At 54.4% G+C, this 13,600-nt stretch carries 12 protein-coding genes; 7 read left to right on the top strand and 5 right to left on the bottom strand.

Going from position 1 to position 13,600, the window contains the following annotated elements:
• Positions 1-66 precede the first annotated feature (66 nt).
• Genes CI601_RS03955 through CI601_RS03945 form a run of 3 tightly spaced genes read right to left on the bottom strand, consistent with a single transcriptional unit; the run spans position 67 to position 3,088 of the window.
• Positions 67-771, bottom strand: coding sequence for a lactate utilization protein C (locus tag CI601_RS03955; RefSeq protein ID WP_121914383.1), 705 nt, complete (start codon positions 769-771; stop codon positions 67-69).
• Positions 768-2,273 (bottom strand): LutB/LldF family L-lactate oxidation iron-sulfur protein, encoded by a 1,506-nt coding sequence (locus CI601_RS03950; RefSeq protein ID WP_121914382.1) that lies wholly within the window; start codon positions 2,271-2,273, stop codon positions 768-770. Before CI601_RS03950 ends, CI601_RS03955 begins: the two co-directional genes overlap by 4 nt.
• Positions 2,270-3,088, bottom strand: coding sequence for a (Fe-S)-binding protein (locus CI601_RS03945; RefSeq protein ID WP_121914381.1), 819 nt, complete (start codon positions 3,086-3,088; stop codon positions 2,270-2,272). Before CI601_RS03945 ends, CI601_RS03950 begins: the two co-directional genes overlap by 4 nt.
• Before the next feature lie 272 nt (positions 3,089-3,360).
• Here CI601_RS03945 and CI601_RS08530 point away from each other — a divergent pair, with 272 nt between their 5' ends.
• Positions 3,361-4,461: a YdcF family protein gene (locus tag CI601_RS08530; protein WP_259465304.1), complete on the top strand. Its 1,101-nt coding sequence runs from the start codon at positions 3,361-3,363 to the stop codon at positions 4,459-4,461.
• A 30-nt stretch (positions 4,462-4,491) separates the two neighbouring features.
• Here CI601_RS08530 and CI601_RS03935 read toward each other — a convergent pair whose 3' ends face one another.
• Positions 4,492-5,895 (bottom strand): MFS transporter, encoded by a 1,404-nt coding sequence (locus CI601_RS03935; RefSeq protein WP_121914379.1) that lies wholly within the window; start codon positions 5,893-5,895, stop codon positions 4,492-4,494.
• A gap of 281 nt (positions 5,896-6,176) precedes the next feature.
• Between CI601_RS03935 and trmD the strand changes: the two genes are divergently transcribed.
• From trmD to CI601_RS03905, 6 genes are all read left to right on the top strand, one after another.
• On the top strand, positions 6,177-7,124 hold the full coding sequence (gene trmD / locus CI601_RS03930) for a tRNA (guanosine(37)-N1)-methyltransferase TrmD (protein ID WP_121914378.1): 948 nt from the start codon (positions 6,177-6,179) through the stop codon (positions 7,122-7,124).
• A 1,115-nt stretch (positions 7,125-8,239) separates the two neighbouring features.
• Entirely contained in the window at positions 8,240-8,902 is a 663-nt protein-coding gene (locus CI601_RS03925) for a bifunctional 4-hydroxy-2-oxoglutarate aldolase/2-dehydro-3-deoxy-phosphogluconate aldolase (protein ID WP_121914377.1), read from the top strand.
• A 121-nt stretch (positions 8,903-9,023) separates the two neighbouring features.
• Positions 9,024-10,376 (top strand): MFS transporter, encoded by a 1,353-nt coding sequence (locus CI601_RS03920; RefSeq protein WP_147437939.1) that lies wholly within the window; start codon positions 9,024-9,026, stop codon positions 10,374-10,376.
• Between the two features lie 7 nt (positions 10,377-10,383).
• A complete protein-coding gene (locus tag CI601_RS03915) occupies positions 10,384-10,959 on the top strand; it encodes an AAA family ATPase (protein WP_121914376.1) in 576 nt (191 codons plus the stop codon).
• Positions 10,960-10,977: 18 nt separating this feature from the next.
• The gene (locus CI601_RS03910; RefSeq protein WP_121914375.1) at positions 10,978-11,958 is read left to right on the top strand and encodes an N-acetylglucosamine kinase; all 981 of its coding nucleotides are present in this window, start codon (positions 10,978-10,980) and stop codon (positions 11,956-11,958) included.
• Between the two features lie 184 nt (positions 11,959-12,142).
• On the top strand, positions 12,143-12,985 hold the full coding sequence (locus CI601_RS03905; RefSeq protein ID WP_121914374.1) for a DeoR/GlpR family DNA-binding transcription regulator: 843 nt from the start codon (positions 12,143-12,145) through the stop codon (positions 12,983-12,985).
• On the opposite strand, the gene CI601_RS03900 is transcribed toward CI601_RS03905, so the two are convergent.
• Positions 12,967-13,584: an RsmD family RNA methyltransferase gene (locus tag CI601_RS03900; protein WP_121914373.1), complete on the bottom strand. Its 618-nt coding sequence runs from the start codon at positions 13,582-13,584 to the stop codon at positions 12,967-12,969. The two genes, CI601_RS03905 and CI601_RS03900, sit on opposite strands and share 19 nt — an antisense overlap.
• Positions 13,585-13,600 lie beyond the last annotated feature (16 nt).

Genomic DNA, 13,600 nt, shown 5'->3' with positions numbered 1-13,600 from the left:
CCTTTTTGAGCCGCTGACTCCCCACTTACGGGAAATGCGCCTGCCTAAGCAGGAAATGTTGTAGAGCTACATGTCTTCAACCACCAGATATGTCATATCCAGAGGGCCATGCACGCCCACCACGATCACCATCTCGATGTCGCCCGTGTTGGAGGGGCCCGTGATGAAGTTGATGTTGGAGGTCTTGAGCTCGCCCGAGACCAGAGCCGGATCATAGTAGTCCATGGCCTGCCGGGTTCGGGGCAGGATCTTGGACTTGCGGATGATGCTCAGATAGTGCACCGGCAGGAAGTGGAAGGCACGACCCTGACCCGGGGTGGTAGCTACGGTGATGGTGCCCGACTCCGCCAGCAGGAAGTCCGCAAAGGCGATGGCCGTACCGGACTCGTCGGCGGTCTTGATGTTCTCTTCGCGGCTGGCTCCAGGCTTCCAGAAAGTAGCGGGCGGGTTCAGACCGTCCCTCCACTCCTCCAGACCGAAATCTGCAAACAGGTCGGAGGTGGGCAGCATCACATGGTCGCTGTCATCCTTGCGTGAATCGATGAACTCATCCAGAGCACTGGGCAGTCCAGCCTTGGTACAAGTACGGAAGTCCACATGGACAGCCTCGCTGCTCTTCCGGGCGATCTCCAGCAGCTCATCCTGGGTATGGCCAGACAAGGTGGTCTCCGGCAGGTCGTTGACCGGCACCAAAGGATGATCCTTGAGCTGGTGGCGGGGCCGTCCGCTCTTCTTGGCCAGGTAATCCAGGAATACCTCACGATCGGTCATGCCTGCTGCTCCTTCTTATGATGAGCGAACCAACTGCGGAAGTTCTGCCCGTGCTTGGGCGGATCCGGCAGATCACGAACCTTGGTCCATCCGCCGAAGACGAAGGGCATCCATTCCACGTGCCGATCACTGGCGAAGAGGTTCTTGGCTGTCTCCGGCTGCTTCTTGGATATGGGCGTCAGCATGGTGTGATCCACCCCTAGGGCGGTGCGGAAGAGCGAGGAATGGCCGGTGCCCAGGCCCATGACCCTCATGACCGTGTCGTCGATCAAATTGGCCTGGGACTGATCATCCATCATGATCCGCCTGTGCTCGATCATGAGCTGATGCAGGGGGATCTTGACCGGGCAGGTGGCCGTGCATGCTGCGCACAGGCTGCAGGCGTAGGGCAGGTCCCCGAAGTCGTCGTAGCCTCCGTCCAGCACCGGCGAAAGCACCGAGCCCACAGGACCGGGATAGATGGATCCGTAGCCGTGACCGCCGATGTGCCGGTAGATGGGGCAGACGTTCAGGCAGGAGGCACAACGGATGCACTGAAGAATAGGCTCGAAAACCGTTCCCAGAGCGTTGGAGCGCCCGTTGTCCAGAATGACCACATAGACATCGTCAGGTCCGTCCGACTCCTGTCCGGTGCGTGGCGCAGTGTAAGTCAAATACGAGGTCAGCTTCTGGCCGACAGCGGACCGGGCCAGCATGTTATCCATGGTCTCGGCCTCTTTCATGGTCGGCACCAGACGCTCCATGCCCATGACCACCACCTGGGTCTTGGGAATGCACATGGCCAGATCGGCGTTGCCCTCGTTGGTCACCAGGTTGATCATGCCGGTGTCAGCCACAGCGAAGTTGCAGCCAGTGATGCCCATGTCGGCCTCGAGGAAGTGCTTGCGCAGAACCTTACGCGAGAAGCGAGCCATATGCTGAGGGTCGTTGTCGCCCTTGTAACCCAGCTTCTTCTCGAAAACCTGCCGAACCTGCTCGCGGTTCTTATGCAGGGCGGGGAAGACCAGATGGGTGGGCTGGTCCCAGTCGTCCTCTTCCAGGATGAACTCGGCCAGGTCGGTCTCCAGAACCTCCAGGCCGGGCACCGTCATCAGCGTAGGATCCAGGTTGATCTCACTGGTCACCATGGACTTGCTCTTGACGACGTGCTTGGCCTTCTTTTCGATGGCGATCTGCTTGATGTACTGGGCAGCCTCATCGTCGGTCTGGGCGAAGAAGACGTGGCCGCCGCGCTTCTCCACGTTGTCGGAGAACTCCTCCAGGTAGTCAGGCAGGTAGCGGATGACGTGCTGGCGAATCTGCTCGCCAAGGTCGCGCCACTGTTCCCAGTTGCCCAGTTCCTGGCGGGCGGCCTCACGCTTGATCCACTGCGCATCCTGGGCCTTGGCCACTGCCTGTTGGGCGAATTGGTCTTGCTCGGACTCTTTGACCCTGGTCAGGAAGGGAGCCTTGCTGGTTCGCAGATATTGTGCGGCCTTCTTGCCATTGACCATGCTGCTCATACCAGAGCCCCCTCTTCCTTGGCAGCCCTGACGGAGCCCACGGCCCCATCGCCAGCAGAGCGGCCTTCCACATACTTGACGCGGCTCATGTCCACGTTGTGATTGAGCACCTCAGCCAGATGCATGATGGTGATCTTCTCGCCACGCCGATTGAAACGGCCGCCGATGTTCATCAGGCAGCCTGGATCGCAGGAGATGAGGACGCTGGCCTTGGTGCTCAGCACGTCATTGACTTTTTCGTCCACCATCTGCTTGGAGATCTCAGGCTCCTTCATGGAGAACATGCCGCCGAACCCGCAGCAGTTCTCGATATGCGGCAGGGGAACCATGGTCAGACCCTTGACATGGTCGAGCAGAACGAATGGGCTGGTCCGCTCCCCCAGCAGCCGTGTCATGTGGCAGGAGCGATGGTAGGTGGCCACGGCATCGAGTTCGGCGCCCGCATCCAGCACACCCAGCACACGATAGAGGAACTGCGAAAACTCATAGGTCTTGTCAGCCATGGTCTGGGCCTTGGCGGCATAGACCGGGTCGTTCTTGAGATGGAAGGGCAGCTCCTTGAGCATATTCACGCAGGAGCCCGCCGGACCCACGATGTAGTCGGCATCTACGCTCAGCAGGGCATCAACCTCGTTGCGCATGACCTGCATGCTCTCTTTGACATACCCGCTGTTGAAAGTGGGCTGGGCGCAGCATATCTGCTGCTTGGGGAGATAGGTGTCACAGCCGAACCGCTCCAGCACCTCCACCATGGCCTTCCCCACGTTCGGAAACATGAGGTCCACCACGCAGGTGGAGAATATTACTACTTTCATTACCGCACCTCTCTACAGCCTTGCACGCCAGGTCCGAACCATCTCCGGATCGCAGAGAAACCCAACATCACTTGAACCCCTAATCCTTCCAACGCATCGCTGCCTTGCGACCGACCACGCCCATGCGGACACCGATGTGCAATCCTGAAAGGACCCATCATTATCATGGTCTCGACCTGGAATTCGCACCGTCGGGAATCGCCCACCCTCAGCTTTTGAACGTGTGAGATTTACCACATATATGCTACCACGGCAGGCTGGGAAGCGGTGGCATGTCAAGGACGAGCGGCGACTCATCCATTCGCTACAGTGGAATACAACCCTGCCAGTTCGTCCTCAGGAAGGGGAATCACGGCATGACCAACTACTTCCAGCTCCTCCTGCTCTATGCACCCGCCATCATCTTCGGCCTGCTCTTCCTCTGGGACCTGCACAAGGAGCCACGGCAGTTCCGCAATGCCATCTGGTTCCTGCTCCTGCTGCTGACCCTGGGTGGAGCGCTTCTTCTGCAGTTCGGGATGCGCTGGCTGATCCTGCCCCTGGTCATCCTGCTCATTGCCTCTCCCCTGCTGGTGGTCGCCTTCCTACTGGCCAACACGGTCATCGTCATCCGGCATGAGGGGATCTCCCTGACCACCCTGTTGCCAGGACTGCTGGCGCTGGCCGTGGTAGCCTACATGTTTCTTTCGCCCCTCCTAGCAGGGTTTGGCGCCCCCTCATGGCTGCAGAAGCTGGCTGGGCTGATCGACCTGGAAGCCACCTGGTTCTTCTTCTCCTTCCTGGCCCTGCTGCTCTATTCCAGCTTTTACAGGCTGCTGCCACGCAAGCGTCGCTACGACTACATCATCATCCACGGAGCAGGCCTGCGCGGCGAAGAACCCACACCTCTGCTCCAGGGACGGCTGGACAAGGCTGTAGACCTCTGGAAGCGTCAGGGACGGCTGGGGCGCTTCGTGGTCTCCGGCGGGCAAGGCCCCGACGAGGTCATCAGCGAGGCAAGGGCCATGGCTCAGTATCTACGCAACTCGTGTGGGGTGCCAGCCGAGGCCATCATCATGGAGGACAGGTCGACCACAACCCTGGAGAACCTGCGCTACTCCAAGCAGATCCTGGATGACCGCTACGAGATGGGCACCGGGCCTGAGCATTATCGGGTGGCCCTGGTTACCAGCGACTACCACGTCTTCCGGGCCAGCGAATACGCCAGCAAGGTCGGATTGAATGCCGACGGGATCGGCTCGCACACCAAGGGCTACTACTGGCCGACTGCTTTCATCCGGGAGTTCGTAGCCATCACCCGCATGCACTGGTGGCCCTACCTGGTCCTTGCACTAGGCTGGGCCGTCTGGGTCGGTATCTCATTGCTCAATTAACACCATTGGCCTTCCAGAAGAAATCAGAGGTCATACAACCTGAACCGCACCCTTATCCTGACGGGCCAGGCTGTGCTCCAGGAACCAAGCCACCAGGAGGATGACCAGGACGATGAGAAAGACGAAAACGAAAGCCCAGACGGCTCCGAACTGGAAGGCCTGAGCGCCGGCATGAATCCCTCTGGCCTTGGGCATGCCCGTGATGATGGCGGCCAGCACGCCGGTCGAGGCGGCGCCTGAATACTGCTGAAGGGTGTTGAAAAGTGCGTTGCCGTCAGGCACAAGTTTGGCTGGGATATGCTGCAGTCCGACCGTGAGCAGATTGTTGAAGACGCAAGCCTGACCGGCCATGTAGCAGGCGTAGAGAAGAACCATCAGGGGGACGGACAAGTGCCGGCTGAGGACCAGGAAGCCTAAGGCCGAAAGGAAGAAGGCGGCGCTTCCCACCGCGAGCAGTCCGCGTAGACCATGGCCATCCAAATAGCCGCCCGTGATGGGCTGGCAGAGTGCGGAGAGCAGGCTCCCCGGCAGCAGAAGCATGCCAGCCACGGTGGATGTCTCTCCCAGTACGGACTGGGCCATGTTGGGCAGGATGAACGTCAGGCCAATCTGAACGAACTGGACCAGGAAGTAGAGGATCAGGGCAAGGGTGAAGGTACGGTTCCGGAAGACCACGATGTTGATCAGCCTGGTGCGCTGATGCGTAAGGGTCCAGATCCCTGCAACCAGGGCCAGAACACCGATGAACAGGGACAGCCAGGTGATAGGACCGTGCACATCCAAGGTGCTCAGCCCCAGGGTCAGACCGGTCAGGAAAATACCCAGAAGAAGAAACTGGAGCCAGGCGAAGGGGCCGACATGGGCGCTCTCCCTGTCTACTGAGATGAGCGCTATGACCCCAAAAAACAGCTCTATGGGCAACACGATCAAAAAGATTGCTCGCCAGGATAAAGCTTGGATAACGGCCCCGCCAAAGGTCGGCCCCAGGGAGGGCGCCAGGGCTACCGCCATGCCGGCGCTGCCCACGTAGCGACCCTGGATGTGAAGAGGGACCTTCCTCATAATCAGGGAAAACACCAGAGGAAGGGCGATACCAGTACTGATGCCCTGCAGGAGGCGTCCCGCCATAAGGACAGGAAAGCTTGGAGCAAGAATGCACATCAGGTCGCTGCCCAGGAATATTCCCACGCTGGCCAGAATCAATGTACGAGTCGTAAATGAATGCTCCAGCCAGGCGGCGGCCAGAACCGTCAGGGCTACCACCAGCAGATAGCCGGTAGTCAGCCATTGGACCGTGCCCAGCCCGGTGCTGAAGTACCGGGTCATCTCCGGAAAAGTGACGTTCAGCGAGGTCTCCAAAAGGACCCCGCAGAAGGCGAGCCCGGCAGTGCCGGTAATCAACAGTTTTGTTCTCTTATCAACATGGTCGACCATGGACCGTCCGCTCCTCACACATCAGACTGTTCGCATAGCCATCACCACGGATCCGTACGGCATGACATCGTCCGATGCCGCTCTCATTGCTGTTTGCGCAACGGTTATAGCTCTCTGGCTGCGTTGATGACATCTTCTAGGGTGGCGCCGGGCTGACAGCCACATGCTACGGCGAGCCGGTTCACCCCCACAACTTTTGAAGACCAAGCTAGTGTAGCACCCGCAGACGTACCAATCCGTGTCCGCTCCGGACCTAAACCAGTTTCGGTAAAGTTGGTGACATGCAAATCGATATCGTCTCCGTCTTCCCCGAATATTTTGACGTAACTGGGCTCAGCTTGCTAGGCAAGGCCCAGGAGAAAGGCCTGGTGACCATACGCGCCCACAATCTGCGCGACTGGACCCATGACGTTCATCACTCCGTGGACGATACGCCGGTGGGCGGCGGAGCAGGCATGGTGATGAAACCCGAAGTCTGGGGCCAGTGCCTGGACGACCTGCTGGACATGCCAGACGGATCAACTCAGCACCAACCGCCCACGGACCAGACAGCCGACACCGCTGATGTTACAGAACACAAAGAAGTAATGAAGAGTTCCAGCGACACAAGCGACGGCATAGCATCCGAGGCAGATTCATCTGCAGACAGCCACGAGGCCGGCGTGACCGAACCAGTCCTGATCTTCCCCAACCCGTCCGCTCCCCTGTTCACCCAAGCCGATGCCACTAAGCTGTCACAGGCGAAGAGGTTGGTATTCGGCTGCGGCCGCTACGAGGGCTACGACGCACGCATCCCCGATTACTACCGAAGCAAAGGGGTCGATGTCCGGGAGTACTCCATCGGCGACTACGTGCTCAATGGGGGCGAGGTGGCTGTCTCGGTCATGTTGGAGGCGATCACCCGACTTCTGCCCGGCTTCATGGGCAATCCTGAATCCATTGTGCAAGAGTCCTATACCGGGGACGAGCCGCTGCTGGAATATCGCCAGTACACACGTCCCACCACCTGGCGAGGCATGGCCGTTCCCGAGATACTGACCAGCGGCGACCACGGAAAGGTGGACAGATTCCGACGCGACGAGGCCATCAGGCGAACCAGTCGGATCCGTCCCGACCTGATTGCCCGATTGGACTGCTCCACCCTCGATAAGCATGACCGCCGTCTTTTGGAGGATCTGGGCTGGCGAGCTTCAGGAACCCATCCGATCCGACAGAATACGAATGAGTAGGAAGACGTTCAGCTGATACAGCAAACTCACACACAGACAATTGCCTTAAAAAAAGATTCATGATCTCGGTAAAAAATCCGTGAAGCACTTTACCCGGAGGTTCCAGGAAGCATAAAACATACAAATTAACATATTTGCTAGGCTGTCTTAGCCCTTTTTCCATCCTGACTCTGGTACCAGTCTGTTTCCAGAATCATTATCTAGTAAGGCTGATGGTACCCGCGCAACTTGAATCAGTGATCTGCCAGACTAAGACAGCTGTGTACCCGATTGCAATTACCAGCCCTTGAACTGTTGACAGCCAGGCAGGACGGTCTCTGTCAAAGACGCTATAATAGTGTTAAAAATTGTTCATTTTTGGGTTCCCTCGATACCTGTTGTGAGCCGTAAAAAGCAATGCCCGCCCTCAGGAACAGCGTAAAGCCAATGCAGTCAAGGCCTTAGAGAGAGCCTTATAGCATCCGCTGTCGAAGAAGTCCTTCCAGATATTGTTGCTCTGTCAGACAGCTTCCTTTTCTTTCCCTTGCAACATCATGGCGTGCAGGCCTGTTATCTGCACATACATGCACACGTTAACCAAGTCGCCGACTATCATTTCGACATCATCGTATATTTTGATCGCATTCTTGCGAGTTGCTGCCTCTTTGGTGGATATAGCGGTACAACCTGGACTCGGTGCATTTGCTCGCAGGCTATACCCCCCCTGTATAAGGTTCGCAAGTCGGCTTTATGACAACGATAATTACTTAACTCTATTATCCCTATCTGCGCCCCACGCGTAAGCACCCCTAGAAGTGTTCCTTTTCAAATACCTATCTCCTCCCCCTGGTGTCCAATCAACATCAGCCGAGACTCTATTACGGTCATGTCGCCAGGTCTGGAAACCTGACTATTCAATCGAAATTAGGATCATCGCCTTACCGGCGATACATCAAAAGGCTTCGTCTTATATTCTGTTTCGATTTCAGAACCTCCGCTATTAGCTACGGCTACGGAAATGACTGACCCCTCTCCTCAAAGGCGCTTTCCCTTCACGCACGAGATTAAAGGAACAGAGTATCGTGTTGTGAAAGATTGTGATATCTTTAACAAGTAATCACAGTAAAGGAGCTGTAATGGATATAAAGCAACATAGAATTTCTGACATCGAAGCGGTCGGAGCTTTTCTCATTGTGCGGAAATCATCCGCGGAGTCAGCTTATGCGATTGCAAGCACCGCAATCGACAGTGGCTTACGAGCAGTTGAAATCGCCTACGGGACACCCGATGCCTTAGGAGTAATCGAAAAGTTAGCAAATAAGTACCCGTCCGAGGATGTGCTGATTGGAGCAGGGACAGTTATTGACCACCATGGTGCCGCTGCGGCTGTTGATCACGGAGCAAAACTCCTGGTGAGCCCGTATTCGGTTCCTGAAGTCATGGAAGTGGCTGAACGGTTCCAATGTGTGTCGATAGGAGGAGCCTTTACTCCGACGGAAATGATGAAGGTGCTGGCTATGGGCGGGGACATAGTCAAACTTTTCCCTGCAGAATCCTTGGGACCCGCTTATGTCAAATCCATCCATGCCCCACTTCCCCAGATACCAATCTCGCCAACAGGCAAAGTTAACGCGGACAATATCGGGCAATGGCTTGATGCAGGAGCTGTCTGCGCCGGCATAGGGGGGTACATCACCAACGCGACATCCTTGGACGAAGCTTCACGCGCAACAAAGCGAATCATTACCGCAGTCAAAGAGTGGAGAGCAAAAGAGGAAGAGCAGAACAGCCAACAATAGCCATCGATGTATATGGAACTGGCAATCACTGATGACTGTAATGTTCCAACACCAATGAAGGAATAGATGGATCCGCGGGGGAATTCCACATTGCTAATTTCATAAGGAAGTGAAAGAAAGCATGCAAAACCAAAATCACCAGTCTGCCGCACTAGCAACAGACAAAACATCCGGTGCGCAGATAGATGTTCAAGCAAAACGCAGAAAACTCGAAACCTACGGATGGTGGATGGTGGCCATCATCACCCTGGGCGGAGTCATCAACTACCTTGATCGTTCCACTCTATCCATCGGCAACACAACCATTCAGGGCCAGCTAGGTTTCACAACCATCCAGATGGGCCTGCTCCTATCGGCATTTTCATGGCCATACGCCTTGGCCAACCTACCTGGAGGTTTCCTTATTGATAGGTTCGGCCCCAAAAAGGTATTTCTTGGATGCCTTGCTGGATGGTCAATCGTTGCTATTTTGACTGGATTCGTCTCTAATTTCGTTTCCTTCTATATCGCTAGGGTCTTCCTAGGTATTGCTGAGGCTCCCTTCTTCGCCGCGGGGCTGAAAGCAGCTCAGTATTGGTTCAATGCCAAGGACAGATCCATGCCAGTCAGTGTGATCAATACTGGCTCTCAGATCGGCAACGCAATCGGCCCGCCCTTGCTGACCGCCCTTCTAGTCACTTTCAGCTGGAGAACCATGTTCATCATCGTAGGCGTGGCAGGACTGGTGGTTGCCATACTTTGGTGGTTTTTCTATCGGGACCCCTCCGAAGCAGAAGAGAAAATCATCATGTCAGGTTCAGAGGAAGAGGATGAGGCAGAGACACCCGCAAAAAGCAAGCATGCCGTCAGAGAGTGGCTATCCCTGTGGAAACTGCCCAATACCTGGTATATGACCATTGGCTGCTTCATGATTTTCTACACAGTATGGGTCTATATAACTTGGCTTCCTGGCTATCTGGAAAAGGCTCGCGGTCTCTCTCTAAAGGGTACCGGATGGGCTGCCGCTGTTCCTTATATCTTTGGCATTCTTGGCGTTCTCTTTGGCGGCTGGATAAGCAAACGATTCATCACAAGAGGGATGAAACCCATTGTCGCAAGGAAAATTCCCATTGTTGGCGGAGCCGTGCTTTCAGCTTGCGCCGTGGCACCAATCGCATACGTTGATTCCTTCGGGCTATCAATGGTTCTTCTCTGCATCGGATACTTCGGAGCCCAGGTTCCCATCGGGTGCATCTGGACTCTCGCGGCTGACGTTGCAGACAGCAACCAGGTTGCCTCTTTGGGATCTATACAGAACTTCGGCGGCTTCCTAGGCGCTGCTGTTGCACCAATCGTAACTAGCTACATACTGACTAAAACCGGCGGCAGCTTCAACCTTGTCTTCGTTGTAGGAGCCATCGCATTGATTCTCGGAGCCTTCTTCTACGGGGTTATGGTCAAAGACCGTCGCACAGCATCTGTTGCAGGAAAGTGAAGCGACGATGACCAAGGCCGTTTTCATTCTCGGGAGAGCTTGTTCAGGCAAGACAACTCTGGCCCTTGCTATGGCTCGTAAAGCCAGAGCTGTTTACCTGGACAAGGACACTATGGTGAGCGAATTCACCCGGCACATAATGATCCTGGCCGGCGAGCCCGAATACGCCCGAGACGAGAGCCATTACTATACCAATGTGGTCAGGCCACTCGAATACTCGTCTCTATTGGCAGTGGGCTCATCCAACCTTCAAATTGGCCAAGATGTCATATTTGACGCACCGTTCACACCATATTTGAAAGACAAAGAGTTTCTCAACAAAGTCATAAAGAAACATAAATGGCCCGGACAGGTGGAGTCCTACGTCATCTACGTCGAAACCACTAAATCCGAACTCCAAAAAAGGATGAGAGCCAGAAATCTTGACAGGGATTCCTGGAAACTCGAAAATTGGGATCGATATTGGGAAGGTAGCGCGCTCCCGCCACCGGAATGGACAGAATCACAACTCATTCGCTACATCAACGATGCAGAGGCCAGGCCTGAAACCCTCATTTCTTGCATATTCCCAGATTCCGTTTAAAACTCAAAGGAGAGCAATATGAATAAAAAGGCAGCAGTGCTGTGTTTGGATGCCGGTCAAACCGGGGTAAGAGCCTGTATCGATATTCCCAAGCCTGATGGTGGCGAGGAGCGAATAGACCTACCCGAAAAGCCAGGCGTAAAAAACAGTCACCCACTGATTCCTCAGCTGATTGAACGGACCCACGATGCTTTCCGCATGTTTTCGAGGTATCAGAATGAACCTATGAACATCGGCAAAGACACCACGATCGGCTCAATCTGCGTAGGATCCTCCGGCCTTTCCAAAGACTGCCGCGCAGAGGACTTCCTGGATGGTGTATCGGATTTGGGCATATCCGAAGTTTTCCTGGCACATGATTCAGTGACGGGTTATCTAGCAGCTCTGGGACATGAGCGTTATGGAGCCGTCGTCAGCGCCGGAACCGGCGTGGTCACTCGTGGGGTCGGCCCCCACCTGACCAAACGTGTGGACGGCTGGGGGTGGATGATTGGAAATGCCGGCGCCGCTAGCTGGATGGGTAAACTCGCTTTGGAAGCGGCCATGCGTGCTTATGACGGTCGCGGACCGCAGACCAGGCTAACTAAAGTAGCTGAAGAGCACTTTGGACGGCTTGACAAAATATATTTGAAGCTGTACTCGGATGACCAAAGTACCAAACATCTGGGAAGCATGGCCGAAGACGTGACCAGGCTGGCCGGTGAAGATGCCGTTGCTTTTGAAATCTGCTCAAAAGCTTCAAAGGAGCTGGCAATATCAGCATATACAGCTTTGAGAAAAGCAGATGTGGATAAATATGCTGACATTGCAGTCAGCGGTCGCGGCAGTGTCTTTAATTCACGATTCATCTCAGATCACTTCACCATGTATATTCATTCCATGGTGCCTCATGCCGCCATCATCGATCCGATTGGAGACCCACTGTCCGGAGCCAGGCAACTTGGCTATATTAAGCCAGACAATCCCCTGCACAGCCTGATAGCGCACGCGATCAAGTAAGCAGAAAGTGCCGGGGATAGAAAGACTCTCCGGCACTTCTATCACTCATATTCATAATTAGAAGCAGTCGAACACCTCGAAAGGGCAATCGAATTCAATCCTGATAATCACAACGAATCACTATTTTTTACAAAATAGTATATTTGTTGACAATAAATAGAAACTGACCCGTATTATTGGAAATATGCGAAAGAAGAAAAGTGAAGCGCTGATTCCGGCAGAGCGTCACAAAAAAATACTCGATTATCTCTCGCATGAAAACATCCTCAGCATTAAAAAACTCACAGAATTACTCAATGTTTCACATATGACTGTCCGCAGAGACATTGCGACGTTGATCGAAGAAGGCAAGGTTGCTCCTATACGCGGCGGGGTGACCTTGTCCGAAAACGGAAAACCGGTTCCAGCTCCTTTGAAGCGATCTAATAGATCAAACATCAACATACACCTGAAAAAAGGCATCGCAGAAGTCGCCGCACGCTTTATCAATGATAATTCGATCATCTATCTGGATCCTGGTACAACTACTTATGAATTGATCCCTTATATAAAGCGCAAAAAGAACCTAACCGTGGTGTCCAACGACCTCATTATCGTCAACGACCTTATTTCCAGTGACTTCCATCTAATTCATACGGGTGGCGAAATCGACAATCAGACCATGAGCTCAGTCGGCCCCATAGCCATCTCCGCAGTGCAGAACATCAATTTCGACATTTATTTCATGTCAACACCGGGATGGTCTCTTGAATATGGGGTGACTTCGCCTGACATCGAACGTTCGCAGCTCAAGCAGGCTGTACTCAACAACGCCTTTCAAACAATATTGATGGCCGATTCAACCAAATACAACTCAATTTCTTTGGCCAAAGTATGCAGTCTCGATCAAATCGACCATATAGTCACCGACCAAGGGTTAGAGAATGCAGTCGCTGAGAAAATCAAGCAAACAGGCATCCCACTCCATCTCGCAGCCCCAAACGATGGGGAAATAAAGGGAACAGCTCCTCAGGCTGATTCGATGTAGTAAACCGAAGTTTCACCGTAGGATCTGGATTGGGATATAACCCAGGCAACAGGCGGCTCAGGGGGATTCGAACGCCCGGAACGTTCCAGGACCATCACTGAATTGGAGCCAACGAATTGCCCTTCAACTAGACCATTCATGATCTCCTGACAGTCTTCTGTAGGTAGATCGTAAGGTGGATCCATAAATATAAGGTCGTAAGGTTCTTTCATTGGGCACGACTGGCCAGCGGAGAAATCAGTATTCATGTTGGTCTCAAAGGGCCTGACAAAGCGCTCCACTTTGGTTCTGCTCACATGTATATCCATGTCTGAATTCCAAGCGGGATGATGGGCCAGCTTGGCTGCCGATCTGGACAAAAGCCCAGCGGCACGTCCGGATGACTCAACAGACTCCAAGGAGGAAGCTCCACGTGACAAGGCTTCAAACCCTAGGGCTCCAGTGCCTGCATATAGGTCTAGCACCTTGGCTCCATCCAAGGCACCGAGCGCCTCCAGATGGGAGAAAATGGCCTCCTTGGTGCGATCGGTGGTGGGCCGGGTGCCCTTGAGAGCTGCAGGAATAGGGAATCCCTTGAAGCGGCCGGCGATGATGTGCATATGGTCTGTTGTCCTT

This window comes from Bifidobacterium sp. wkB344, from assembly GCF_003688305.1.
GTDB lineage: Bacteria > Actinomycetota > Actinomycetes > Actinomycetales > Bifidobacteriaceae > Bombiscardovia > Bombiscardovia mizhiensis.
The sequence above is the reverse complement of the archived record's forward strand: the minus strand, read 5'-3'. Positions and strand labels throughout refer to the sequence as shown.